The 24,600-nt window shown below is 68.8% G+C and carries 17 protein-coding genes, 1 tRNA gene and 1 pseudogene; 12 read left to right on the top strand and 7 right to left on the bottom strand.

Features of this window, described 5'->3' with window-relative positions; genetic code table 11:
- Positions 1 to 191 precede the first annotated feature (191 nt).
- Complete coding sequence (locus AC1RTO_RS10825) at positions 192 to 2,966, bottom strand: TonB-dependent receptor (RefSeq protein WP_493160878.1); 2,775 nt, start codon at positions 2,964 to 2,966, stop codon at positions 192 to 194.
- 303 nt (positions 2,967 to 3,269) lie between these two features.
- On the opposite strand from AC1RTO_RS10825, the gene AC1RTO_RS10820 reads away from it, so the two are divergent.
- From AC1RTO_RS10820 to AC1RTO_RS10780, 9 genes are all read left to right on the top strand, one after another.
- Positions 3,270 to 4,010, top strand: a complete 741-nt coding sequence (locus tag AC1RTO_RS10820) for a copper homeostasis protein CutC (protein WP_493160877.1) — start codon at positions 3,270 to 3,272, stop codon at positions 4,008 to 4,010.
- A 76-nt stretch (positions 4,011 to 4,086) separates the two neighbouring features.
- The gene (locus AC1RTO_RS10815) at positions 4,087 to 4,824 is read left to right on the top strand and encodes a GntR family transcriptional regulator (RefSeq protein WP_293872769.1); all 738 of its coding nucleotides are present in this window, start codon (positions 4,087 to 4,089) and stop codon (positions 4,822 to 4,824) included.
- 34 nt (positions 4,825 to 4,858) lie between these two features.
- Positions 4,859 to 5,884: an SIS domain-containing protein gene (locus AC1RTO_RS10810; protein ID WP_493160876.1), complete on the top strand. Its 1,026-nt coding sequence runs from the start codon at positions 4,859 to 4,861 to the stop codon at positions 5,882 to 5,884.
- Positions 5,881 to 7,017, top strand: coding sequence for an N-acetylglucosamine-6-phosphate deacetylase (nagA, locus tag AC1RTO_RS10805; RefSeq protein ID WP_493160875.1), 1,137 nt, complete (start codon positions 5,881 to 5,883; stop codon positions 7,015 to 7,017). Before AC1RTO_RS10810 ends, nagA begins: the two co-directional genes overlap by 4 nt.
- On the top strand, positions 7,014 to 9,932 hold the full coding sequence (galA, locus tag AC1RTO_RS10800; protein ID WP_493160874.1) for a beta-galactosidase GalA: 2,919 nt from the start codon (positions 7,014 to 7,016) through the stop codon (positions 9,930 to 9,932). The genes nagA and galA overlap by 4 nt, the downstream gene beginning before the upstream one ends.
- Positions 9,933 to 10,479: 547 nt before the next feature.
- The gene (gene ptsP / locus AC1RTO_RS10795; RefSeq protein ID WP_493160873.1) at positions 10,480 to 12,972 is read left to right on the top strand and encodes a phosphoenolpyruvate--protein phosphotransferase; all 2,493 of its coding nucleotides are present in this window, start codon (positions 10,480 to 10,482) and stop codon (positions 12,970 to 12,972) included.
- Positions 12,969 to 14,666, top strand: coding sequence for an N-acetylglucosamine-specific PTS transporter subunit IIBC (nagE, locus tag AC1RTO_RS10790; RefSeq protein WP_493160872.1), 1,698 nt, complete (start codon positions 12,969 to 12,971; stop codon positions 14,664 to 14,666). Before ptsP ends, nagE begins: the two co-directional genes overlap by 4 nt.
- A 71-nt stretch (positions 14,667 to 14,737) precedes the next feature.
- Positions 14,738 to 14,811, top strand: a tRNA-Gly gene (locus AC1RTO_RS10785).
- A 418-nt stretch (positions 14,812 to 15,229) separates the two neighbouring features.
- On the top strand, positions 15,230 to 15,976 hold the full coding sequence (locus tag AC1RTO_RS10780; protein WP_493160871.1) for a DUF3658 domain-containing protein: 747 nt from the start codon (positions 15,230 to 15,232) through the stop codon (positions 15,974 to 15,976).
- Between the two features lie 227 nt (positions 15,977 to 16,203).
- Here the strand turns inward: AC1RTO_RS10780 and AC1RTO_RS10775 are convergent, their stop codons facing one another.
- From AC1RTO_RS10775 to AC1RTO_RS10765, 3 genes and pseudogenes are all read right to left on the bottom strand, one after another.
- Positions 16,204 to 16,611, bottom strand: a complete 408-nt coding sequence (locus AC1RTO_RS10775; protein ID WP_493160870.1) for an MAPEG family protein — start codon at positions 16,609 to 16,611, stop codon at positions 16,204 to 16,206.
- Between the two features lie 4 nt (positions 16,612 to 16,615).
- Positions 16,616 to 17,617, bottom strand: a complete 1,002-nt coding sequence (locus tag AC1RTO_RS10770) for an inorganic phosphate transporter (protein ID WP_493160869.1) — start codon at positions 17,615 to 17,617, stop codon at positions 16,616 to 16,618.
- Between the two features lie 3 nt (positions 17,618 to 17,620).
- Positions 17,621 to 18,280 (bottom strand): annotated as a pseudogene (locus AC1RTO_RS10765) (DUF47 domain-containing protein); the annotation flags it as partial.
- Between the two features lie 248 nt (positions 18,281 to 18,528).
- Between AC1RTO_RS10765 and AC1RTO_RS10760 the strand changes: the two are divergent.
- Entirely contained in the window at positions 18,529 to 19,050 is a 522-nt protein-coding gene (locus tag AC1RTO_RS10760) for a biliverdin-producing heme oxygenase (RefSeq protein ID WP_493160868.1), read from the top strand.
- A 3-nt stretch (positions 19,051 to 19,053) separates the two neighbouring features.
- Here the strand turns inward: AC1RTO_RS10760 and AC1RTO_RS10755 are convergent, their stop codons facing one another.
- Positions 19,054 to 20,229 carry a GGDEF domain-containing protein gene (locus tag AC1RTO_RS10755; protein WP_493160867.1) on the bottom strand — a complete coding sequence of 392 codons (1,176 nt, stop codon included), beginning with the start codon at positions 20,227 to 20,229 and terminating at the stop codon, positions 19,054 to 19,056.
- 99 nt (positions 20,230 to 20,328) lie between these two features.
- Complete coding sequence (locus AC1RTO_RS10750) at positions 20,329 to 22,452, bottom strand: histidine kinase dimerization/phosphoacceptor domain -containing protein (protein WP_493160866.1); 2,124 nt, start codon at positions 22,450 to 22,452, stop codon at positions 20,329 to 20,331.
- Positions 22,453 to 22,655: 203 nt separating this feature from the next.
- On the opposite strand from AC1RTO_RS10750, the gene AC1RTO_RS10745 reads away from it, so the two are divergent.
- Both AC1RTO_RS10745 and AC1RTO_RS10740 read left to right on the top strand, forming a co-directional pair.
- Complete coding sequence (locus AC1RTO_RS10745; protein ID WP_493160865.1) at positions 22,656 to 23,483, top strand: metallophosphoesterase family protein; 828 nt, start codon at positions 22,656 to 22,658, stop codon at positions 23,481 to 23,483.
- Between the two features lie 112 nt (positions 23,484 to 23,595).
- Positions 23,596 to 24,267: a response regulator transcription factor gene (locus AC1RTO_RS10740; protein ID WP_493160864.1), complete on the top strand. Its 672-nt coding sequence runs from the start codon at positions 23,596 to 23,598 to the stop codon at positions 24,265 to 24,267.
- A 17-nt stretch (positions 24,268 to 24,284) separates the two neighbouring features.
- Here AC1RTO_RS10740 and AC1RTO_RS10735 read toward each other — a convergent pair whose 3' ends face one another.
- The gene (locus tag AC1RTO_RS10735; protein WP_493160863.1) at positions 24,285 to 24,512 is read right to left on the bottom strand and encodes a hypothetical protein; all 228 of its coding nucleotides are present in this window, start codon (positions 24,510 to 24,512) and stop codon (positions 24,285 to 24,287) included.
- Positions 24,513 to 24,600 lie beyond the last annotated feature (88 nt).

The following is a 24,600-nucleotide window of genomic DNA, read 5'->3' as shown; positions in this document are numbered from 1 at the left end:
GCAGGAGCGATCCGGCGACGTCCATGCCCGATGCACAAAAAAAGACCCCGGCGCCGCGATGGGGGCTGCCGGGGCCGAGGGCCGGGACGCGGATCAGGGGAGGATGCGTCCATCGGGGAACCGGCCGGCGGGCGGACCCGCCGGGAACGCACGTCGTCGCCCGGACCGGGTCCGGGACGACGACGGCGGGACTACATGCGGAACGACAGCGCCGCCGAGAAGGTGCGGCCGTTCTTGTAGAAGGCGGTCGGACGATCCTTGGTGGCGTTATACTGGAGGTAGGTCTCGTCGAGCAGGTTCTGCGCGTTGACGCTGAGGATGATGCCCTTGGTGATCGCCAGCGAGGCCGATGCGTCGAGCTGGTTGTACGGCGCCACCATCTCGCGCGAGCCGAGACGGCCGATCGTGCGGAAATAGGCGGTACGGTAATTGTAGCTCAGTCGCGCCTGGAACGGTCCGCTCTCGAAATAGGGGATCACGTTGACGGTATGCTTCGACAGATACGGCAGGTTGAGCGCCGCGCCGCTGACGTCGACCGACGAGGTGTCGCTGTCCTGGTACGAATAGTTCGCCTGCAGGCCGAACCCGCCCCAGAGTTCCGCCTGGCCCGACACCAGCACGCCGTTGACCTTCGCCTTGGCGCCGTTGACCGGCTGGCTGACGTTGTACGTCGTGATCCGGTTCTGCAGCGCGTTGAAATAGTCGACGTTCTGACGGAAGTTGATGATGTAGTTCTTGATGTCGCGACGGAACAGCTCGACCGCCAGCAACGTGCCGCCGCGCGGATACCATTCCGCGGTCAGTTCGTAGTTGGTCGATTCGTACGGCTTCAGGTTCGGGTTGCCGCCGCCGCCGTCGAGCGTGATGTCGTTGAGCGAGGTCGCGGCCGCCAGATCCTGATAGCGCGGACGCGAGATCACCTTGGCCACCGCACCGCGGACGATGAACTGCGGGGCGATCGTGTACGCGATGTTCAGGCTGGGCAGGAACTTCAGGTAGTCGGTCGAGGTGCGGGTCGGCACCGGCTGCGGATTGGCGACGGCGCTGGGCGTCGTCGCGAAGTTCGACACGTCGCGCGTGTAGACCAGACGTCCGCCGATGTTGCCCCGCAGGCCGCCCTGATCGAAGTTCGCCTGGACGTAGCTTGCCGCCACCGTCTCGCGCACCTTGGTCGAGGCGCCGATCTTGGTGACCAGCGGGCTGTTGATCGCATTGGCGAGGATGTCGATCACCGCCTGGTCGGGCAGGTTCAGATACTTGGTAGCGTTGCCGCTGCCGCCGCTGCCGTCGAACGTGCCGTCCGGCGTGGTCAGCGTGGTGACGCCCAGCTGCGATCCGTTGAGCGAGCTGCGCAGATAGGTGTTGATGCCGCGGGCATCGACGCGATTTTCGTGATCGGTGACGCGGCTGCCGAGCAGGATTTCCTTGAACGGACCGAAGTCGACCGGGATCGTCGCATCATAGCCGCCGAACACGTCGCGGTCGGTGGTGACGCTATAGTCGAGTCCGCCGATCTGCGCGGCGTTGAGCTGCGTGCCGTTGATGACGACCGGGCGCCCTTCGATCTGCGCCGGATTGTTGTTCGGGTTGGTAAAGTAATTGGCGGGGTTGGTCAGGTCGCCGGTGAAGTTCACCTCGGCCGAATTGCCGGTGAAGGCATAGCTGAACGGCAGGCGAGTCTGCACGTTGAACAGATATTCGGGGTTGCGACCGCCGGTCGCCTTCGACCAGCCGCCGGCGAAGGCCACCTTGGCGCCATTGTCGCCTTCCCAGTCGGCGAACAGGTTGACGTTGTCGGTCTTCAGCTTGGTGCGGCGGACCAGCGTGTCGAGCTGCGCGCTCTGGCTGGGTGCCGTGCCGAAGGAGGCGGCGGTGACGACGCCGTTGCTGACCGTCGCGGACTGCAGCACGCTGCCGGTCCAGGCACCGGGGATGGTGTACATCGACTGGCTGTAATTGTTGTAGTTGCCGTCGATGTGCAGGCCGTTGAGCGTGAAGGTCAGCTCGCTGGTCGGGCGGAACTGCACCGTGCCCGACACGCTCTTGCGCTCGCGCTGCTGCTGGAAATAGGCGTAGTTGATGCCGAACGGCGAGGCCGCCCGGTACAGGTCGGCGATCGTGCCGCCGGTGATCGTCGCGGCGGGGTTCTTGAGGCTGAGCGCGCCGTTGGCGGCGCGGTTGACGAACGGGCTGTTGTAGGTGCCGTCCGCGTTCGGCGCGACATTGTCGTAGCCGAAGAATTCGACGCCGGCGCGGGTCAGGTTCTGCTTGTCATAGGTGGCGGCGACGAGGACGCCGAAGGTCTCGTCGGCGTTCTTCCAGCTGTACAGGCCCGATCCGCGGACGTTGCCCTTCTCCGACCGGTCGTTGTACGAATAGCCGCCCGAGGCGAAGATCGAATTGGCCGGCAGTTCGAGCGGGCGACGGGTGCGCACGATCACGGTGCCGCCGAGGCTGCCTTCCTCGATGCGCGGCTCGGGCGACTTGTACACCTCGAGGCGGTCGACCAGCTCGGGCGCGAGCAGCGAATAGTTGAAGGTACGGCTGGACGGATCGTTGTCGTTGCCGCCCCAGTCGGCCGAGGCGAGCGCGTGGCCGTCGAGCAGCATGCGGTTGAGCGCCGGGTCGGTGCCGAGGATCGCGACCTTCTCGCCTTCGCCGAAGCGACGGTCGATGCTGACGCCCGGGATGTGCGACAGCGATTCGGCGACGTTGCGGTCGGGGAACTTGCCGACGTCCTCGGCGGTGATGACGTCGACGACGGCATTGGCGTTGCGCTTGACGTTGATCGCCTCGCGCAGCGAGCCGCGGTAGCCGGTGACGAGGATGTCGTCGCCCGTCTCGGTCGCGTCCTGTGCGGTCGCGGTGCCGGACGGCGCGGTGGCGGTGGGGGCTTCCTGCGCGTTAGCGCTACCGGCGAAGCCCGCGAGGGCGGTGCTGACGAGGATCACGTGGCGCAAGCGCATAGGACATTCCTTTTTCGGAACACGCCCGGTCGCATGTCCCCCCCAACCCGAACCTGCCGCGAAGCCGGCGACAGACCGCAACGACGGACCCTGGATAGGCCTCGTGTCGCTGTCGATAGTTTTCCTATAACCAATCCATACCCAATGACCTATAAAAAATTTGTCACAATCGTTTTTTCATGGAACCACTGCCGTTCCACGAGGTAAGCTTGTGTCGTGGGGCGCCGTTCCGGCGATCGAAACGGGTAGCAGAGGGGGCTTTGCGCGCCATTGATGGCCAATCGAACGAATCATGACCGTCGCGTGACACTGGAGATCTGCGTCGAGTCGCCGGCCGGCGCCGCGGCGGCGATCGCGGGTGGATGCGACCGGATCGAATTGTGCGCGACGCTGGCGATGGGCGGCCTGACGCCCTCCGCCGGGCTGGTCGCGGCGGTGCTGGCGCACGCGCGGCCGGCGGGCATACCGGTCCATGCGATGGTCCGGCCGCGCCCGGGCGGGTTCGACTATGACGCCGACACATGGGCGCTCGCGGTAGCGGAGGCACAGGCGCTGGCCGCGGCGGGGGTGCAGGGGCTGGTGTTCGGCGCGACGGACGGCGGCGCGCTGGATGTGGCCGGTCTGGCGGACTGGATTGCCGCGCTCGGGCCGGATCGCCCGGTGCTGACGCTCCACCGGGCGATCGACGTCGTCGACGATCCGGTCGCGGCGGTGGAGCAGGCGGTGGCGCTGGGCTTCGACCATATCCTCACCTCGGGCGGGGCGCACAGTGCTGCGGAGGGCGCCGCGACGATCGCGCGGATGGTCGCGCGCGCGGACGGGCGCTGCGCGGTGATCGCGGGTGCCGGCGTCCGTGCGGATAACGTCGCCACCCTGATCGCGGAGACGCGCGTCCCGGCGGTGCATGGCTCGGCCAGCGTGCCGGCCGAGGAGAGCGCGGAGGACCGGTTCGGCTTCGGACCGCTGCCGCGCCGGACGAGCGCGCCGCTGGTACGAGAATTGCGCGGGGTAATTGACCACAAGTCCAATCTAGGACAATTGTAGATCAAGGCGCCGCTGGCGCTGCTCCGCGGACCGTGGCACCGAAGGTCGCAACGGTTTGTGGAAGAGGGAGTCGATGATGAGTTTCGTGAGCAGGGTAGGGCGTTTCCGCACCGACAATCCCTCGCCGCTCTATCTGCAACTGCAACAACTCATCCGCGATGCGATCGGTGGTGAGGTGATTACGCGCGGCGACGCGATTCCAGCCGAACGCGATCTGGCGATCGACTATGGCGTCTCGCGCATCACCGTACGCAAGGCGATCGAGGGGCTGGTCGAGGAGGGGTTGCTGACCCGTCGTCGCGGCGCGGGTACCTTCGTCGCGGGGCGCGTCGAAAAGAATTTCAGCAAGCTGTCGTCGTTCACCGAGGACATGATCGCCCGCGGCCGGGTGCCGAGCAGCGCCTGGATCTCACGCGCGGAGGGAACGGTCAGCCCTGAGGAGTCGATGGCGCTGGCGCTGTCGCCGAGTGCGCCGGTCTACCGGTTCCAGCGGCTGCGCTTTGCCGACGAGGTGCCGATGGCGCTCGAACTGTCGACGATCGCGGGCTTCTGCCTGCCGTCGCTCGATGCGGTCGACACCTCGCTCTATACCGCGCTGACCGCTGCCGGGCATCGCCCGGTGCGCGCGTTGCAGCGGCTGCGCGCGGTGCCGTTCGGCGGCGACCATGCACGGATGCTGGGGGTCGATCCCGGCTCGCCCGGGCTGCTGATCGAGCGGCGCGGCTTCCTGCGCGACGGCCGTGCCGTCGAATTCACCCGATCCTATTACCGGGGCGACAGCTACGATTTCGTGGCCGAGCTCGCGGACACCTGACACCGCCTGGGGGGCGCGATTTGTGACGAGCGATATGACGACGACCGATACGTTGATGCGGGCCGAAACGCTGGAGGCGGGGGCGACCGTCGCACGCCTGCTGGCGCGCAATGGCGCGGCCTTGCAGGCGCTCGGCGAACGGCTGCGCAGCGCGGCGCCCGACGTCGTCGTCACCTGCGCGCGCGGCTCGTCCGACCATGCGGCGATGTACGGCAAGTATCTGATCGAGACGATGGTCGGCGTACCGGTCGCTTCCGCCGCGCCCTCGGTGGTGTCATTATTCGACGCCCCGGTGACGACGCGGAGGGCGTTGTGCATCGCCATCTCACAATCCGGCCGCAGCCCTGACCTGCTCGCCACGGTCGAGGCGCATGCGAAGGGCGGCGCCGAGGTGGTGGCGCTGGTCAATGACGAGACGTCGCCGCTCGCCGCCATGGCGGACACGCTGCTAGCCCTAAGCGCGGGACCGGAGAAATCGGTCGCGGCGACCAAGTCGTGCATCGCGGCGATGGCGGGGCTGGCGGCGATCGTCGCGGCCTGGTCGGGCGATGCGGCGTTGGAGGCCGCGGTCGAGGCGCTGCCGGCGCAGCTGGACGAGGCGGTCGGGCTCGACTGGAGTGCCGGCGTCGAGCCGCTCGCCGGGGCGAGCCAGATGTTCGTGATCGGACGCGGTTATGGCTTCGGCGTTGCGCAGGAATGCGCGCTCAAGCTCAAGGAAACGTGTCAGGTCCAGGCCGAACCGTTCAGCGCCGCCGAAGTGCGCCACGGCCCGATGGCGATCGTCGGCGAGGGCTTTCCGGTGCTCGCGCTGGCGACCAGCGATGCCGCGGGCGATGACGTGATGGCGGTGGTCGAGACCTTCGCCGGGCGCGGCGCGACGGTGCTCGCGGCGCATGCCGACGATGCGCGCGCGATCCTGCCGGCGCTAGACGCGCATCCCGCGGTGCAGCCGATCCTGATGCTGGCGAGCTTCTACGGCCTCGCCGAGGCCTTGTCTCGGCGACGCGGGCTCGATCCCGATACGCCGCCCCATCTCGCCAAGGTGACGCGCACGCTATGAGTGAGGCGCATCGGTTCACCAACGGCCACGTTGTCGTGGCCGGCGAGGTCTGGCGTGGCGCGGAGATCGTCGTCACCGGCACCCGGATTGCCAGCATCCGCTCGCTCGACGGCGATGCCGCCGACGGCATCGACCTCGACGGTGGCTGGGTGATGCCCGGCTTTATCGACACGCAGGTCAATGGTGGCGGCGGCGTGCTGTTCAACGACGCGACCAGCGTCGACGGCATCGCCGCGATCACCGCGGCGCATGCGCGCTATGGCACGACGGCGCTGCTGCCGACGCTCATCAGCGATTCGCCCGACCGGATCGCGGCGGCACTGGACGCGGTCGACGCGGCGATCGAGGCGGGCGTGCCCGGCGTCATCGGCGTGCATATCGAGGGGCCGTTCCTCAACGTCGCCCGCAAGGGCATCCACGATGCCGGGCGCTTCCGGCTGCTCGACGATGCGATGGTCGAGCTGTTGTCGCGGCCGCGGCGCGGCCGGGTGATGGTGACGCTGGCGCCCGAGCTGGCGCATATCGACGATATCGCCCGCCTCGCCCAAGCCGGCGTGCGGGTGAGCGCCGGGCATAGCGAGGCGCCCTACGAAACCGCGCTGGCGGCGTTCGACGCGGGGCTGTGCGGCATCACGCATCTGTTTAACGCGATGCCGCCGATGGTGCAGCGCACCCCCGGCCTCGTCGGCGCGGCGCTCGACGATCCGCGGCCGTGGTGCGGCCTGATCGTCGACGGCGTCCACGTCGCGCCCGCGGTGCTGCGCATCGCGCTGCGTGCCCGCGGGATCGAGCGGATGATGCTGGTCACCGACGCGATGTCGTCGGTCGGCGCCGAGACCAAGGATTTCGTGCTGCAAGGGCGGCAGATCCGCGTCAGCGACGGCATCTGTTCCTACGAGGACGGCACGCTGGCGGGATCGGACCTCGACATGGCGGCTGCGGTCGCCAATGCGATGGGCATGCTCGGGCTGGAACCGGCGGTGGCGGCACGGCTGGCGGCGGGCAATCCCGCGGCCTTCCTGGGGCTGGAGGCGGAGCGCGGCACGCTAGCGGTTGGGCTGTGCGCCGACTGGGTGCAACTGACCGCCGCGATGGCGCCGGTCGCGACCTGCATCGGCGGCTCGCCGGCATGACGATCGACCGGCGGCGATTTCTGGGGTCCGCCGGTGCCGGACTGGCGATCACGTTGCCGGGGGCGATGGCGGGGGCGATGGCGGGGGAGGCGCTGGCGGCGACGCCGGCGCGCTACGGTGCGCTGCCGATGCCTCAGCCGGGGGACGCACTGCCGCAGCCGCTGCCGGTGGTCGATCCGTCGCGGACGGGCTTCGACCAAGGCTGGCTGTTCCACGCGGGCGACATCCCCGTGCCGCCGGCGACGACGCACGAGGAAACCTACATCCGCGCCAAGGCCGGCAATGCCAAGGGCGCGGCGGCGATGGATCACGACGACAGCGACTGGTCGCCGGTAACGCTGCCGCACGACTGGGCGAGCTCCCAGCCCTTCGTCGAGACCGGCAATCCGTCGCAAGGCTATCGCCCGCGCGGCATCGGCTGGTATCGCCGCACCTTCCGCCTCGATCTCGCGGACGAGGGCCGGTATCTGGAGGTACAGCTCGACGGGATCGCCACCAACGCGACGATCTGGGTCAACGGCAGCATCGTCGCGCACAATTGGTCGGGCTATAACAGCGTCTATATCGACATCACGCCCTTCGCGCGCTTTGGCGAGCGGACCAACGTGATCGCGATCCGCGTCGATGCCGACGCGATGGAGGGCTGGTGGTACGAAGGTGCCGGCCTGTATCGTCATGCATGGCTGGCGAAGCACGCGCCCGTCGCGATTATCACCGACGGCGTGCATTGCAACCCGCGGCTGGCGAACGGCGCCTGGACGGTGCCCGTCACGGTCACCGCACGGTCGATCGAGACGGCCCAGGCGGCAGTGGTCGCCGTCGCCAGCCTGATCGACCCAGCGGGGCGCAGCATTGCGATCGTCCGTTCCGCGTCCGTGACCGTGGCGCCGCTCGAACAGGCGGACCTTTCCGTGTCGATTCCGGTGCCGGCCCCGAAGTTGTGGTCGGTCGAGACGCCGATCCTCTACACCGTCGCGGTGACGCTGGAGCGCGATGGCGCGGCGGTCGATGCGCGCCGCGTATCGGTCGGTTTCCGCACCATCCGCTTCGATTCCGCGCAAGGCCTGTTCGTCAACGACCAGCCGGTGAAGCTGAAGGGCGTGTGCCTGCACCTCGACCATGCCGGCGTCGGCACCGCGGTGCCGGATGCGCTGCTCGCCTGGCGGCTGGAGCGACTGAAGGAGCTCGGCTGCAACGCGATCCGCTGTTCGCACAACGCGCCCGCCACCGCCTTCCTCGACCTGTGCGACCGGATGGGCTTCCTCGTCATGGACGAGAACCGCAACTTCAATCCGGCGCCCGATTATATGGCGCAGCTCGAATGGCTGGTGCGGCGCGACCGCAACCATGCCAGCGTCATCCTGTGGTCGGTGTTCAACGAGGAGCCGATGCAGGGCACCGAGGCGGGCGTGCAGATGGTGCGGCGGATGGCGGCGGCGGTGAAGCGGCTCGACGACAGCCGCCCAGTGACCGCGGCGATGAACGGATCGTTCTTCAATCCCGCCAACGTCTCGAGCGTCGTCGATGTCGTCGGGTTCAACTATTACCCGGGTGATTATGACAAATTCCACGCCCTCAACCCCGCCAAGCCGATCACCAGTTCGGAGGATACCAGCGCGTTCATGACGCGTGGCGCCTATGCGACCGATGCCGCGGCGCACGTCATCTCGTCGATGGACGACGAGGCGGCGGGCTGGGGCGAGACGCATCGCAAGGGCTGGGCGAAGATCGCCGCGCGTCCCTTCGTCGCCGGCGGGTTCGTCTGGACCGGCTTCGACTATCACGGCGAACCGACGCCGCACGCCTGGCCGACGATATCGAGCTTCTTCGGCATCCTCGACCTCTGCGGGTTCCGCAAGACCGCCTATGACATCCACCGTGCCGGCTGGATCGACGATGCGGCGGTGGTCGGCATCGCCCCTCACTGGACGTGGCCGGGGCGGGAGGGGCAGCCGATCCCGGTGCTGGTCACCAGCAATGCCGAGCGGATCGTGCTGACGCTTAACGGCCGCATCGTCGGCGAGGCGGCGGTCGACCAACTGCTGGGCAACGGCTTTTCCGTGCCCTATGCCCCGGGAACGCTGGAGGTGATCGCCTATCGCGGCGGCCGCGTGGTGGCGCGGGCGGGGCATGAGACCGCCGGGCCGCCGGTCGCGCTGCGGCTGACGCCGGCGCGGCGGGTGATGGCGGGCGACGGTGAGGACGTGCAGCCGGTCACCGTCGACGCGATCGACGCGCGCGGGCGCCACGTGCCGACCGCGAACCTGCCGGTGCGCTTCGCGATCGCCGGCGCGACGATCATCGGCCTCGGAAACGGCGATCCCAACAGCCACGAGCCCGAAAAGGGCGACGCCCGGTCGTTGTTCAACGGCCTCGCGCAGGTCATCGTCCAGGCGGATGCGGCGGGACGCGGCACCATCCTTCTGCGCGCAAGCGCGCCCGGACTGACGCCCGCGGTGCTGCGTATCGACCGGATCGCACGGACGTCCGCGCCACAGATAGCGCCTGCGCAGGCGCCGCGGACGATCGACGGATGGCGCCGCTCGCCGCTGCTGCCGCCTCGTCCGGATCCGGCGCTGGCACCGGCGGATGGCGACAACAACAGCTGGGCGTTCGTGCGCAGCGGCACCGTGACTCCCGCAGAACCGGCCGCCGGCTGGCAGCTCTACCGCGCGCGGGTGACGCCGGTGCGCGCGGTCGCGGCGCAGGGTGGCCGGATCGTCTTCGCCGGCATCGCGGGCCGCGCTGAACTTTGGGTCGACGGGCGCCGGCTCGCCGATAAGCCTGCGGCGGCACCTGGACCACTCGAGGCCGCGCTGCCGCCCGGCGCGGGCGAACGAACGGTCGTGCTGATCGTGCGGCCGGAGCCCGGACAGCCGTCGGGTATCGTCGCGCCGGTTACCGTACAACGCTGACCCTTGGCCGGTCGGGCGCGATCGTCGGTCGGTTTCGGGGCGCAGGCGATTTGGGTCGCGCAGAGGCGCAGAGGCGCGGAGGACGCATAGGGGTATCCCTTGAAGCGGATCGAACTTTCGCGGTGATGGCTTGGATTGTTCGCCACACCTCGTGCCGTTATTCTTGCCAAGGCTGGAGATCGTACACGCGAGCCTTCGAAACTGCCGAAGCGGTAGCGTATATGGTTTCCCGCCTGCGCGGGAATGACTAGTGGGGTTGGCGTCGTTGAATATCGATGGCGCTCATGATCGCCTGTGATGGCAACGCGGCCCGTTACCTATTTGGCGGATGGGGCGTATTCCGTACGGGCAGCGCAGCACCTCCGCGTCCTCTGCGCGACCTCATCCTCTCCTCGAAATGTCCACTGAAATCCTTGCTATGCCTCCCCCACGTCCGCCGCGTGACACCAAATCGTCACACGTTCGACACGAAATGGTATGCAATAGGTATTGTCAGCCCGCGCCGGTGCGATAGACTGGGTGGTGGATGACGGGGATGGGAATGCAAATGGCCGACGTGCAGCTGGTGGCGCCACTCGCAGGATGGGTCCTGCCGCTCGCCGCCGTGCCCGATCCGGTCTTTGCCGAGGGGATGATGGGGCCGGGGATCGCGATCGATCCGACCGGCGATACTTTGCACGCCCCCTGTGATGCCATTGTGCTGACGGTCCACGCCGCCGGCCACGCCGTGACGCTGGATGCGGGCGGCGGCGTGTCGCTGCTGATGCACATCGGCGTCGATACCGTCGCGCTCAACGGGCAGGGGTTTGCGGTGCTGGTCGCGCCGGGGGACCGGGTGCGGGCGGGCGATCCGCTGATCCGCTTCGATCTCGACGGCGTCGTGCAGGCGGCACCGTCCGCCGTGACCCCGGTGATCGTGATCGAAGGCGAGGGTGTCACGCTCGCCGACCTCGCCCCCGAAGGGCTGGTCGCGGTCGGCGATCCGCTGCTGCGCATCGTCGGTACGGCGCGCGCTGGGGTGGCGGAGGACGTCGCCGGCGCCATGGTCAGCCGCGATGCGATCGTGCGCCTGCCGCATGGCCTGCATGCCCGGCCCGCCGCGCGGATCGTCGCCGCGGTGCGCGCGAGCGGCACCGAGGTGACGGTGCGCAGCGAGGATCGTTCGGCATCGGCGGCGAGCCCGGTCGCTCTGCTCTCGCTCGGGCTGGCGTGCGGCACGCCGGTGACGATCCAGGCGCGTGGCGACGGGGCGGAGGCGGTGATCGACGCGATCGTCGCGCTGCTGACCGCGGAGGTCGACGCTGCGCCGACACCGCCCCCGGCCGCACCCGTGCGGCGCGCGCCCGCCGCGCTGGAACCGGGGGCGATCGGCGGCGTCGCCGCCGCGCCCGGGCTGGCGATCGGCCCGGCCTATTGGCTGCACGTCGCGGTGCCGGACCTGCCGGCGAGCGGCGAGGGCGTCGCGGTCGAGACGGCGCGGCTGGCGGGCGGCCTGGCGTCGGTGGCCGAGGCACTGACGGCCGCGGCGGCGCGGCCGGGGCAGCTCGCCGGCGTGCTCGAAGCGCATCGCGCGATCCTCGACGATCCCGATCTGCGCGCGCGCGCCGATGCGGCGATCGCCAACGGCATGAGCGCGGCGGCGGCGATGATGACCGCGGCCGAGACGCAGGAGGCGCAGCTGCGCGCCTCGGGCAACGCCCGCATCGCGGAGCGTGCCGACGACATTCGCGACGTCGCGCTGCGCGTCGTCCATGCGATCCTCCGTACCGAGCCGGCCGCGCTCAGCGTCCCCGCGGGCGCGATCGTGCTGGCGCACGACCTGCTGCCGTCGCAACTCGCGGCGCTGTCCGCGGTGCAGGTCGGCGGCTTTGCGGTCGCGGGCGGCGGGCCGACCTCGCACGTCGCGATCCTCGCGGCGGGCATGGGCGTGCCGATGGTCGTCGCGTTCGGCGATGCGATCCGCGCGGTCGACGACGGCGTCACGCTGATCCTCGATGCCGATGCCGGCACCCTGGTCGTCGATCCCGCACCCCCGCGGCAGGCGGCGGTCCATGCGACGATGGCGACCCGCGCGGCGGCGGAGGCGGCGGCGCTCGCCGCCGGCGACCGCCCCGCCGCCACAGCGGACGGGGTGACGGTCCATGTCTATGCCAATCTCGGCTCGGTGTCGGATGCCGGCGCGGCGGCGGCGATGGGTGCGGAGGGCTGCGGCCTGCTGCGCACCGAATTCCTCTTCCTCGACCGGACGACCCCGCCCGACGCCGCCGAACAGGCGACCGAATATCGCGGCGTCGTCGCGGCGCTGCCCGACCGGCCGGTGGTCATCCGCCTGCTCGACGTCGGCGGCGACAAGCCCGCACCCTATCTGGCGATCCCCGCGGAGGAAAATCCGGCGCTCGGCCTGCGCGGCATCCGCGTCGCGCTGGCGCGGCCGGAGATCCTCGATGCGCAGCTGCGCGGCATCCTCGCGGTGCCGGAGGTCGACCGCTGCCGGATCATGGTGCCGATGGTCGCCAGCGTCGACGAGATGATCGCGGTGCGCGCCGCGCTCGACGCCCTGCGCGGCGAACTCGGCATCGGCCCGGTGCAGCTCGGCGCGATGATCGAGACGCCCGCCGCCGCCGCGACCGCCGACCTGATCGCGGCGCATGCCGACTTCCTGTCGATCGGCAGCAACGACCTCACCCAATATGTGCTGGCGATGGACCGCGGCAATCCGGCGCTCGCCGCCGGGATCGACGGGCTGCATCCCGCGGTGCTGCGCCTGATCCGCATGACCTGCGACGGCGCCGCGACGCGCGGCGTGCCGGTCAGCGTCTGCGGCGGCCTCGCCGCCGATCCGCTCGCGGCCCCCATCCTCATCGGGCTCGGCGTCCGTACTCTTTCCGTCCCACCGGCGCGGGTGCCGGCGACCAAGGCGCTGGTCGCCGGGCTGACGCTCGCCGCCGCGCAGGACCTGGCGGCGCAGGCGCTCGCCGCCGCCAGCGCCGCGGGAGTGCGCGACCTCGCCCGCCGTTTCGCCCAGGAGACCAGCCGATGACCGCCGCCCGTTTTTCGGTGATGTCCTTCCTCCAGCCGCTCGGCCGCGCGCTGATGCTGCCGATCGCGGTGCTGCCGATCGCCGGCCTGCTGCTGCGGCTCGGCCAGCCCGACCTGCTCGACATCGCCTTCCTCAGCGCGGCCGGCGACGCGATGTTCGCCAATCTCGGCCTGCTGTTCGCGGTCGGCGTCGCCACCGGCTTCGCGCGCGACGGCAATGGCGCGGCGGCGATGGCGGGGGTGGTCTGCTACCTCGTGTCGGTCAACGGTGCGCAGGTGTTCCTGCTGGTGCCGCCGGCGACGCTCGCCAACGTGCCGGACGCGCTGGTCGCGGGCGTGTCGACGGCATGGAAGGCCGCGGCGATCGACCGGCTGGAGGTGCCGATCGGCATCGTCTCGGGCCTCGTCGGCGGGCTGTTCTACAACCGCTTCGCGACGTTCAAGCTGCCGGATTACCTGGCCTTCTTCGGCGGGCGCCGGTTCGTGCCGATCATCGCCGGCATCGCCGGGCTGGTCATCGCGCTGGTGCTGGGGCTGAGCTATGCGCCGATCAACGCCGGCATGGACGCCTTGAGCAACGGCGTCGTCGCGGCGGGCGGGTTCGGCCTGTTCGCCTTCGGCGTGCTCAACCGGCTGCTGCTCGTCACCGGCCTGCATCACATCCTCAACAACGTCGCCTATTTCGTCGTCGGCGATTACCAGGGCAAGACCGGCGACCTGACGCGCTTCTTCGCGGGCGATCCGACCGCGGGCGGGTTCATGAGCGGCTTCTTCCCGGTGATGATGTTCGGCCTGCCCGCCGCCTGTCTCGCCATGTATCACGCCGCCGCGCCCGACCGGCGCAAGGCGGTCGGCGGCATGCTGTTCAGCCTCGCGTTGACCTCGTTCCTGACCGGCGTCACCGAACCGATCGAATTCAGCTTCATGTTTCTCGCGCCGGTGCTCTACGCGATCCATGCGGTGCTGACCGGCCTGTCGGAGGCGCTGATGAACGCGCTGGGCGTCAAGCTCGGCTACGGCTTCTCCGCCGGCCTGTTCGACTATGTGCTGAACTACGGCAAGGCGACCAAGCCGCTGCTGCTGATCCCGATCGGCGCGGTCTATGCCGCGGTCTATTACGGCCTGTTCCGCTGGACGATCGTCCGGTTCAACCTGCCGACGCCGGGTCGCGAGGCGGTGGATGCCACCGCCGCCGCCGGCCCGGTGGTGACCGCGGATGCGAAGGCCGCGGCCTTCGTCGCGGCGCTGGGCGGGCGGGCGAACCTGCGCGCGATCGACGCCTGCGCGACCCGGCTGCGGCTGGCGGTGGTCGACGCGACCGCGATCGACGAGCCGCGGTTGCGCCAGCTGGGCGCGCGCGGCGTGCTGCGGCCATCGCCGACGGCGGTGCAGGTGATCGTCGGCGGCATCGCGGACGGCCTCGCCATGGACATGCGCGCCGCGATCGATGCGGGGGAGGGCACACCGGCGGCCCCCGCGGCCCCCGCACCGGCGGCCGAAGCCGCGACCGTACCGCCCGCGCTGCTTGCCGCGCTCGGCGGGCAGGCGAATATCGGCGCGGTGTCGCGCCACGGCGGCCGCCTGCGCGTGGTCGTCGCCGACCGGGCGGAGGTCGACGATACGCGGCTTGCCGACGGCGTCCGTGCCGCGGCGTGGGTCAAGGCGGACACGCTGCACCTGCTGATGCCGGCCTGACGCGCAACAGCCCTTGCATCCCCGCGCGGCTGCGATTAGGCGATCCGCTCAGCCGCGCGGATGCCGGCCGTGCGGGTGTAGCTCAATGGTAGAGCAGAAGCTTCCCAAGCTTACGACGAGGGTTCGATTCCCTTCACCCGCTCCACCGATCCTCCAGAAAATCGCGATTAAACAGAGATTCATTAAGGCGGGTTTCGGGTTCGAGAGAAACCAACCCTCCTTGCCAATCTCTCAAATTCCGAAAATCCGGAGGGATGAGCTGGCGGTCCGTCGGTTTTTTGGCCAACAGCCGTGCAGCCGCTTTGGCCTCCTCGTACTCAATTTCTCGCGCACTCGCGCAAGCGCTTTGACGAAATCGATCATCGCTTCGCTCGGCGAGGCGCGGTCTGGATGAGCGTCGGTGCCGTTTGCTTCGGCTTTTGGTCGCAAGATATATCTCAAAGGTGCGGATGTCGCGATCATTACCTGACGATCGTAAATTGGCTGAGGACCACCACCCGCGCTCTATTCTTTCTGCGCGATCCGACCGTGCAGTCGGGTGTGCCATTCGGTAGGTTGACCGTATGTGTTCAGAAAAACCTCAGCTTCACGTCGTCTTCGGCGCCTCCGCAGCGGGGACTTTGCGGCAGGCGCTAAAGGTTACCAAGCGAGCGGGATTGGTAATCGCCCCATTGGACGATTTCAGCTTTGGCCCTATAGAAACCGACGACGCCGAGGTGCGTGCTCGCTGGGTCGAAAGCGAGCTAGGCTATTCTGCCTGGGAAGAGTTTTCCGATGAAAGCGTGCCAGTTCTGAAAGCATCCCAAGAAGCTACCGAGCCGCTTATCGCGTGGGTTTCTCCAGATAGCGCCCATAGCGTCGCGGGTTTTCTCTGGTGGCTTTCGTTTATGGCAGACAAACCCTGCTTGGTGCTGGACGTGCCGCTTTTGAGCCTGCTCGGTCCTGATGCCTTGGGCGAGTTGCTCGACAAAGCCGAACCTTTATCGGACGCTAGACGGGCGAACGAACTCGTCCTGTGGAAGCAGCTTAAGCGCGAGAATGCACCCTTACGCATCTTGAGCGAAGGCAAGCTGATTTCGGCGCCGATGGACTATTTCGACAGCGCTTTATTCGGCCATATCACGGAAAAGTGGCAAAAAATGGCGATGATTGTAGGTCGCACACTTGTCGAGTTCAGTCAGTCGGGCGTGTTCCAGACAGGCGATCTTGTCCTCGCCGCTCGCCTCGTCAGGCTTGCCGAGACCGGCATACTGGAATGGCAGGGAGACTTGCACAATATGCAATCCTGCGAACTGCGACGACCCACTTGACAGCCGAAAGGTGCCAAGATGCCATCGTAAAGCTATGGTTTTACAGAAATTCGCGCTTCGCAGCCGGACGGGTGATCTAGGGAAATTCCCTTCACCCGCTCCACTGTAGAGTGGCCAGCCCCCATCGATAGCACGACGGCAGATGGTCAGATCGAGCGCGGCGTTCGATAGGGCCGGCTCAGCAGCCGTGCGACCACCGCCTCCCGAACATCGTCCTGCGGTGCGCCCTATAAAAACCGGATCAGCATCAGCAGCAGACCGGCGATGGACAGCAGCCAGGCGAGGCTGCGCACATAGGCGATGCCGAGGAGGTACAGCGGGATATAGGCGATGCGTGCGGCGAACCACAGGATCGCACCGGCCGCGCCCAGCCCGCCGGTGTGGCCGGTGACGGCGAGGCCGAGCGCCAGCGCGATGAAGATCGGGTAGCTTTCCTGGAAGTTCGTCAGCGCGCGGGCGGCGCGTCCGGCGAGCGGACCGAGCGGCGGCCGGGCGCCGTCGCGGGCGCCGGCATTCCAGTCGAGGCCGCGCTCGCGGGTCGCGGCCTGGGCCTGGATCATGATGTGGGCGAAGGACAGGATGGTCGATGCGCCCAGCACCAGCAGTTCGGTCGGCATGTCCGGCCCCCGGTTCATAGGGTTAGCGCCCCAGCAGGATCGCCAGTTCGTAGAAGGCCGCACCAATCAGCCCGGCGGCGGGCAGGGTGACGACCCAGGCGACGACGATGCGGCTGGCGACGTTCCAGCGCACAGCGCTGAGGCGGCGGGCCGAGCCAACGCCGACGATCGCGCCGGTGATCGTGTGGGTCGAGGAGACGGGAATGCCGCCCATCGTCGCCATGAACAGCGTGATCGCGCCGCCGGTTTCGGCGCAGAAGCCCTGCGCCGGGGTGAGGCGGGTGATCTTCGACCCCATCGTATGGACGATCTTCCACCCGCCCGACATCGTGCCGAGCGCCATCGCCGCCTGACACGACAGCACCACCCAGAAGGGTACGTGGAATTCGCCGCCGAGCATGCCCTGCGAATAGAGCAACACGGCGATGATCCCCATCGTCTTCTGCGCGTCGTTGCCGCCGTGGCCGAGGCTGTAGAGCGCGGCAGAGATCAGCTGCAATTTGCGGAAGCGCTTGTCGACGCCCATCGGCGTCAGCTTCAGCGAACTCCACGCCACCGCGAGCACCAGCAGCAGGGCGAGGACCAGGCCGACGGTGGGGGACAGGAAGATCGCCGCGACGGTCTTGCCGACGCCGACCCAGACGACCGCGGAGAAACCCGCCTTGGACATGCCCGCGCCGAGCAGCCCGCCGATCAGCGCATGGCTGGAACTGGACGGGATGCCGTAGCGCCAGGTGATGACGTTCCACGCGATCGCGCCCATCAGCGCGCCGAAGATGACCTGTGGATCGATGATCTGCGCATCGACGATCCCCTTGCCCACCGTCTGGGCGACGTGGAGGCCGAAGACGGCGAAGGCGATGAAGTTGAAGAATGCGGCCCAGAGCACCGCGTGATGCGGTTTGAGGACTCGGGTGGAGACCACGGTCGCGATCGAATTGGCGGCATCGTGCAGGCCGTTCAGGAAGTCGAACAGCAGCGCCACGCCGATCAACGCGACCAGCAGCGTGAAGGAGATGGTCATGGCCTAGGCGTGATCGATCACGAGACCCTGGATCTCGTTCGCGATGTCCTCGAACCGGTCCGCGGTGCGTTCCAGATGGCTGTAGATCTCGCGCTCGACGATGAAGCGCATGGGATTGTCGGGGCCGCACGCCTTGAACAGCGCCTTCAGCCCGCGGGCGTGGCATTCGTCGGCCTGTCCCTCGAGCGACACGAGCCGCGCGGTGAGGTCGTGAAGGCGACCGGCGTTGGCGTCGAGCTTGCGCAGCAGCGGGATAGCCTCCGCGGTCACCCGGGCGGCCTCGACCACCAGATCGACCATCGCGCGCATGTCGGGCGCGAATTCGGACACCTCGTACAGTTCGATGGTGGTCGCGGTCTGGTTCATCTGGTCGATCGAATCGTCCATGACGCCGATCAGGTCAGTGATCGCGGACCGGTCGAACGGCGTCACGAACACCCGGCGCACGTCCTGCAGCACGTCGCGGGTGATGTCGTCGGCCTCATGCTCCCGATCGACGATCTCCGCGATATGCTGTGCGATCGCACCGTCGCCGCTGAACAGCTTCTGCAAGGCGTCGGCGCCCTTGACCAGCGTGGCGGCATGCGCCTCGAACTGATCGAAGAAACGACCTTGCTTCGGCATCAGCGCCTGGAACCAGGCAACCATAAGAGACCTTTCGTTGATGGCGCGGCGCGCATGGGGCCCGGCGGACCGGCGTGCAAGCCGATTCTGCCGGTTGCGCCGGACCGTAGTGGACCGGCCACGCTCTCGCGGCGTTCCGATCCAGGGGAATGGAGACTGACCATGGCGAGCACGCATGACGATAGCATGACTGTGGGCGGCGCGAACAGCGGCGCGGTGGACCGCACCGCCTGAGCGCCGCCGGCCACCCCCTCGACAGCATCGGGCCGGCGGGGCAGGGGACATTCATGTCCTTCGTTCAACAGCTTCGCGCCGCGACCGCCGGCGATCACGACACCGTCGACGCGGCGTTCGGCGGCTTCGCGCTGGACGATGCTGCCGGCTATCGCCGCTTTCTGCTGGCGCATGCGCGCGCCCTGCCGGCGGTCGAGGCGGCGCTGGCGACGGCGGCGGCCGACGATGCCTTGCCGGCCTGGCGATCGCGCACGCCCGCGCTGGCCGGTGATCTTCAGGCGATGGAGGCGGCGATGCCGGAGCCCTTCGCGTTCGACGCGACCGGCGATGCCGCGCGATGGGGTGCGCTCTATGTGATCGAGGGCTCGCGGCTCGGCGGGCAGTTGCTGGCGCGGACGGTGCCGGCGGGGCTGCCCGCGGCCTATCTGGCGGCGCGGCACCAGCCGGGCGAATGGCGGCGCCTGCTCGCCGCGCTCGATGCGCGTGCGGCGGCCTGCGGCGCGGCGTGGTGCGAGGCGGCGCTGGCGGGGGCGCGTGCGACCTTCGCGCTCTACGCGCGGGCTGCCGCGGCCTAGGATCTAGCCGACGTCGTCCGCCGGAGGGAAGGCGATACGGTCCTTGCCGGCGCGCTTGGCGGCATAGAGCGCGGCATCGGCGGCGCGCATCGCGGTGCCGGGGTCGTCGCCGAGGCTGGCGACGCCGGCCGAGAAGGTGATGCGGCCGATGCCGTTCCCCGTCGTCTGGTTGACGAGGATGCGCCCGCCCAGCGTCTCGCGCGCCGCGTCGAGCAGCTCGAACGCGACCTCCGGCGTGCAATCCTCGAACAGGCAGGCGAATTCCTCGCCGCCATGGCGCGCGACCAGCACGGCGATGCCGAGTTCGTTGGTCAGGTGGCGGGCGATGAGCTTCAGCACGCGGTCGCCGGTGTCGTGGCCGTGGCCATCGTTGATCGCCTTGAAATCGTCGATGTCGCACAGGGCGACGCAATGCGGGGCGCCGCCGTCCTGCGTCGCGGGCAGGGCGTTCAGCCGCCGATCGAAGCAGCGGCGGTTGGGCAGGCCAGTCAGGTGATCCTCGTCCGCGGCGCGGCGGGCGTCGTGCAGGTTGCGGCGCAGCTGGTTGGTTTCGCGATGCGTTTCCTCCAGCCGGTCGGCGAGCTGGCGGTTGCGCGCGATCGCCTGCGTCGTCAGCGCCAGCAGGCGTTTGACGGTGCCGTCCGGGTCGCTGCCGACCGAACCAGCCTCGACCGTCAGCGCCTGTTCGTAGTCGCGCGCGGAATCATGGCTCTGGCGGAACGTGCATTCGGTTTCGGTCAGCCGCGCCGCCAGCGCATCCGCCATGTCCGCGATCCGTTCGGGAGAGAGGGGATCGTGCGACGGCCGGCTGGTCAGCCGGTGCAGGAAGGCCGCATCGATCGTGCCGCCGGCGCACAGGCGGTCGTCGATCGAGCGCGACAGCTGATGGCTTTCGCGCAGGATGTAGGTGCGGGCGATCTGGTAATGGGCGACGCTGGGTTCCAGCGCATGCCGGTCGAGGAACGCGCCGATATCGGCGAACAGCGCGCGATGGCCGTCGCGGTTCGGATCGGGCATCAGCCCGGCGTCGTCGGCATCGGCGATCGCCGCGCCGCCGATCCAGGCGGACAACCGCGACATGCGCGAGGTGATGAACGGTACCGCGGCACCGCGGCCGTCGCTGCCGTCCTTCGCTGCCATCGCCGCATGCATCGCCCTGGTCCCGCCAATCCCCGTCATACGGCGGCGATAGCGCAAGGCGATGAAGCTTTCCTTATGACGATGTCGTTCTGCCGAGGAAACGACTCCAACATATTTGCCGGCGAGCCGGCGCGACCGTCAGTCCGCGATCGGTGCGGTCATGATCGCACGCAGGCCGGGATGGTTGTCGCCATATTCGATCGTGCCGTCGAGCCGCTGCACCATCGCGCTCATCATGCGGCTGCCGAAGCCTTCGCCGTCGCCCTTGCCGCGGCCATCGTCGGCGACGATCAGCCGCAGCTTCGCGCCATGCTGTTCCAGCGCGATCGCGATCGGGCCGGGACCGCCGCCATAGGCATATTTGCTCGCATTGATGACCAGCTCGGTGAGGATCAGGCCGATGTTCACCGCACGATCGGTCGGCACGAGGATCGGCGCGAGGTCGAGGCGGATGTGCCGGCCCCATTCCGCGCCCAGCGAGGTGCGCATGTCGGCGACCAGTTCGTCGATGTAGCGCGACAGGTCGACGCTCTCGACCTGGTCGTCGCGGTACAGCCGACGATGGACCAGCGCCACCGCGGCGAGCCGCGCCTGCGCCTCCGCCAGATGGTCGGCGACGGTGCCGCCCGCGGTCTTCGCCTGCAGTCGCAGGAACGAGGCGACCAGCTGCAGGCTGTTCTGCACCCGGTGGTTGACCTCCTTCATCAGGACGTCCTTCTGCGCGAGCAGGGCGTCCTTCTCCGCCAGCGTCCTGTTGAGTTCGCGGTTGAGGATGCGGACCTGCAGATGCTGGCGCGCCTCGTGGAAACGGCGGCGCAGGCGATGCGCGGCCTCGATCTGTTCGAGCGTCCAGCGCCGCGACCGGCCGCGCACCGTCTCCGCATAGCTGTCGAACGAGGCGCGCGGGGTCAGCGTCTCGCCGGGGACGAGACCGACCGATTTGTGCGGATTGCCCGCCCAGGCGATCGTTTCGACATGCTCGGCGCGCAACCACAGCAGCATCGCGTTCTCGTCGTGCAGCGGCAGCGCGAGCAGGCCGCTGGCATGGCCGATATGATCGCGCGCCGCGGGGAAGAGCGCGGACAGTTCGTGCGTCGCGACCGGTTCGGTGCCGCGGCCGCGCACCCAGCGGGCGATGGCGATCAGCGTGCGCGCATCGGGGCAATGGCCGACCAATTCGACCTGATTGCCCGCGACCATCGCAAAGCCGTCCGCGTCGAGCATCGTCCGCAGCTCTTCCTTCACCGCGATCACCGCCTCGCGCAGCGGCTCCTCGCTGTTGAGGCGCGGCACGACGCTGTCCTCCGCGGCGCGGAGCGCGATACGCTCGCGATAGGCGGCGGCCTCCTCCTTGGCGCGGATCTGGCGGGCGAGGCCGCTGGCCAGCGTCGCGGCGGCGCTGCGCACGTCCGGCGGCAGCAGGCGCGGGCCGTTGTGGTGGCAGGCGACGAGGCCCCACAACAGGCCGTCCATGACGATCGAGATCGACGCCGACGCGCCGACGCCCATGTTGCGCAGATACTGGAGGTGGATCGGCGACACGTGCCGCAGCGCGACGTCGCTGAGGTCACAGGCGGCAAAGCCCGCCGGACGCAGCGGGGCGGGGACATAGTCGAGCTGCGGGATCGCGCGCGCGCGGTTGCGGACGTACAGCGCACGCGCCTGTTTCGGAATGTCCGAGGCGGGGAAATGATGGTTGCGGAAGGTGTCGAGCGCGGGATCGCGATCCTCCGCGACGACCCGGCCGGCATCGTCGTCGAGGAAGCGATAGATCATCACCCGGTCGAACCCGGTCAGCGTGCGGAAGGCGACGGCGGCGCGATCGAACAGCGTCTGCGTGTCCATCGCCCGTTCGAACGTGCCGGCCGCCGCGTCGAGCCAGGCGAGCATCGCGGTCGCGGTCATCGGCTCGCTGACGATCGGCTCCAGTTCGACCAGCAGGCGGTCGCCGCTGCGGTGCACGGTCGCGACGAAGCGTTCGTCGATCCCCGCGACCGGCTCCGGAATCGGTGCGGTCGGCCCGACCGCGGCATGCAACGCGCGATCCACGTCCTGCCCGAGCAGGGCGGCGAGCGGGCGGTCGAGCCAGTCGGGCGACAGCCGCGCCTCGAGGTCGCCGGCCCCTGCGATCACACGATGCGCGTCCGCGGCGTCGGCGATGAGCAGCAGGCCGTGCGGCTGGATGGCTCCCGGAATATGGATCGGCTCGCGGTCGCATGCGGTCAAGTCGAGCGTCGGGTCGGTCGTCGTCGGTATCGCCATCGTCACTCTTGATAGTGGTTGCAGCGAGCATGGGCCGGGCGGACCCGCATTACAATCAGGCGCTGACTGATTTCGATCAACCCGCGGCGGCGGAACGGCTCGGCCGGCCACGGGTTGGGCGACGGGTGCACTTGCCGAACCATTGCGTGCGGGCCTAGCAGCGTGCCGACGACTATCGCGTCCGCGGGCGCATCCGGGGGATCATGATAAGGCTGTTTCACGTCAGCGACGTTCATTTCGGTGCGGAAGACCCCGAGGCAATCGCCTGGTTCGGCGAGCGGGTCGCGGCGGAACGGCCCGATGCCGTCATCATGACCGGCGACCTGACGATGCGAGCGACACGCGACGAGTTCCAGCGCGGCGGCGACTGGCTGCGCAGCCTGGGCGTGCCGGTGACGCTGGAGGTCGGCAACCACGACATTCCCTATTACTGGGACCCGTTCCGCCGCCTGTTCGCCCCCTATCAGCGCTATGCGGCGGTCGAGCGGATGATCGAGCGCGAACTCGACCTGCCCGAGGTGACGATCGTGCCGCTCAAGACGACGGCGCGTGCGCAATGGCGGTGGAACTGGTCGAAGGGGCGGGTCAGCCCCGGGTCGCTGCGCCGCGCGCTTGCGATGATCGAACAGGCGCCGCCGGGGCGGCTGATCTTCGTCGCCGCGCACCATCCGCTGATCGAGGGCGGTACGAAGGGGACGGCGAAGACCCGCCATGGCGACGGCGCGCTCACCGCGCTGGCGCAGGCCGGGGCGCATGCGGTGCTCTCCGGCCATGTCCACGACCCGTTCGACGTACCGGTCGAGCGCGAGGGGCGGACGGTGCGGATGATCGGTGCGGGTACCCTGTCGAAGCGGGTGCGCAACTCGCCGCCGGCGTTCAACGAGATCCGCATCCGCGACGGCCGGTTCGAAACCATCGCGCGGACGATGGATGAAGTGCGGGGGGATGAAGTGCGGGGGGCCGAGGGACAGGGGGAAGAGGCGACGCGCGGCCGCCCGATCAGCGAGGACAGCGCCCGCCCGCACGTGTGACGCCGCGGGCCGCCGTTCCGCGTCGGGACGGTCATTCCCCGGCGCTGGTCCTTTCACATTTTCCCTAACGAGATTAAGGTGATAGCGACCGGTCGTAACAGGGTGTGAGATCATGAAGCTGAATCTGCATCCGGACGCGGCGGCGCTGGACATCGTCCGGGTGCATGTCGTCGACGAGGATGGGGCGGCATTCCGGCGGATATCCGATGCGCTGACGCGGCGGGCGTTCGTCGTCCAGCCATGGCCGTCGGTGGCCGACTTTACCGACGGATGCGACGCGGCGGATGCGGGCTGCGTCGTGATCGACCCGTTCGTGGGGGACGTCGACGTCGCGGGCCTGCAGGCGCGGCTGGCCAGTCCCGCGATCGGCATGCCGTGCGTGATCGCGACGGCCCGCGCCGATATGGAAACCGCGGTGGCGGCGATGCGGCGCGGCGCGATCGACGTCATGCCCAAGCCGATCGACGAAGGCCGCCTGTACGAGGCGATGGGTGTCGCCCGCTATCGCCTGAAGCAGGCGCAGCGCCGGGCCGCGACGATGCGCCGGGTGCAGGCTGCGCTCGATCAGCTCAGCGGCCGCGAGCGCGAGGTGCTCGAGGGCCTGACCCGGGGCTGGTCGAACAAGGAGATCGCGCGCCGCCTCGCCATCTCCGCCCGCACGGTCGAGATCCATCGCGCCAACGTGATGGCCAAGCTCGACGCGCAATCGCTGTCGCAGGCGTTGCGGATCGCCTTCATCGCGCAGGTGTGCAGCATGGTGAACCCGGCGCTGCACGTCGACTGAGCGCGGTGCGCCCGGGATCAGTTGAGCAGGGGGACTCCCTCCCAGACCGGATTGTCGGTCTGGTTGCAGATCGCGGTCATCGCTTCGGCGATGCGGATCGCGGTGAAATCTAGTCCGAGTTCATCGGCGATCCCGATGGCCTCGCCGAGCAGGGCGCCCAGTTTTTGCAGCGCCGCTGCGTCGTTATGAACAGACTGCATTTCCGGAGACATAGCGACGTTCGCTTTCCATGCTGTGGCGATCACCGGTCTATAATATTATAGCCGTCATTAATATACGTTATGGTCCGTAATGGGTGATGAAAGAGCCGATCGGTCAATCCGGTCCCGTGGG

Source organism: Sphingomonas sp. GW821-FHT10F09 (assembly GCF_058809195.1).
This window is presented reverse-complemented; position numbering and strand designations above follow the sequence as displayed.

What these genes read in the sequence shown, in the direction of transcription:
- ptsP (WP_493160873.1), top strand. Translation starts at nt 10,480, where the DNA reads ATGGCCGACGTGCAGCTGGTGGCGCCACTCGCAGGATGGGTCCTGCCG.
- AC1RTO_RS10825 (WP_493160878.1), bottom strand. Translation starts at nt 2,966, where the DNA reads ATGCGCTTGCGCCACGTGATCCTCGTCAGCACCGCCCTCGCGGGCTTC.
- AC1RTO_RS10740 (WP_493160864.1), top strand. Translation starts at nt 23,596, where the DNA reads ATGAAGCTGAATCTGCATCCGGACGCGGCGGCGCTGGACATCGTCCGG.
- AC1RTO_RS10755 (WP_493160867.1), bottom strand. Translation starts at nt 20,229, where the DNA reads ATGACGGGGATTGGCGGGACCAGGGCGATGCATGCGGCGATGGCAGCG.
- AC1RTO_RS10750 (WP_493160866.1), bottom strand. Translation starts at nt 22,452, where the DNA reads ATGGCGATACCGACGACGACCGACCCGACGCTCGACTTGACCGCATGC.
- AC1RTO_RS10815 (WP_293872769.1), top strand. Translation starts at nt 4,087, where the DNA reads ATGAGTTTCGTGAGCAGGGTAGGGCGTTTCCGCACCGACAATCCCTCG.
- nagE (WP_493160872.1), top strand. Translation starts at nt 12,969, where the DNA reads ATGACCGCCGCCCGTTTTTCGGTGATGTCCTTCCTCCAGCCGCTCGGC.
- AC1RTO_RS10780 (WP_493160871.1), top strand. Translation starts at nt 15,230, where the DNA reads ATGTGTTCAGAAAAACCTCAGCTTCACGTCGTCTTCGGCGCCTCCGCA.
- AC1RTO_RS10770 (WP_493160869.1), bottom strand. Translation starts at nt 17,617, where the DNA reads ATGACCATCTCCTTCACGCTGCTGGTCGCGTTGATCGGCGTGGCGCTG.
- AC1RTO_RS10745 (WP_493160865.1), top strand. Translation starts at nt 22,656, where the DNA reads ATGATAAGGCTGTTTCACGTCAGCGACGTTCATTTCGGTGCGGAAGAC.
- AC1RTO_RS10810 (WP_493160876.1), top strand. Translation starts at nt 4,859, where the DNA reads ATGACGACGACCGATACGTTGATGCGGGCCGAAACGCTGGAGGCGGGG.
- nagA (WP_493160875.1), top strand. Translation starts at nt 5,881, where the DNA reads ATGAGTGAGGCGCATCGGTTCACCAACGGCCACGTTGTCGTGGCCGGC.
- galA (WP_493160874.1), top strand. Translation starts at nt 7,014, where the DNA reads ATGACGATCGACCGGCGGCGATTTCTGGGGTCCGCCGGTGCCGGACTG.
- AC1RTO_RS10760 (WP_493160868.1), top strand. Translation starts at nt 18,529, where the DNA reads ATGTCCTTCGTTCAACAGCTTCGCGCCGCGACCGCCGGCGATCACGAC.
- AC1RTO_RS10775 (WP_493160870.1), bottom strand. Translation starts at nt 16,611, where the DNA reads ATGAACCGGGGGCCGGACATGCCGACCGAACTGCTGGTGCTGGGCGCA.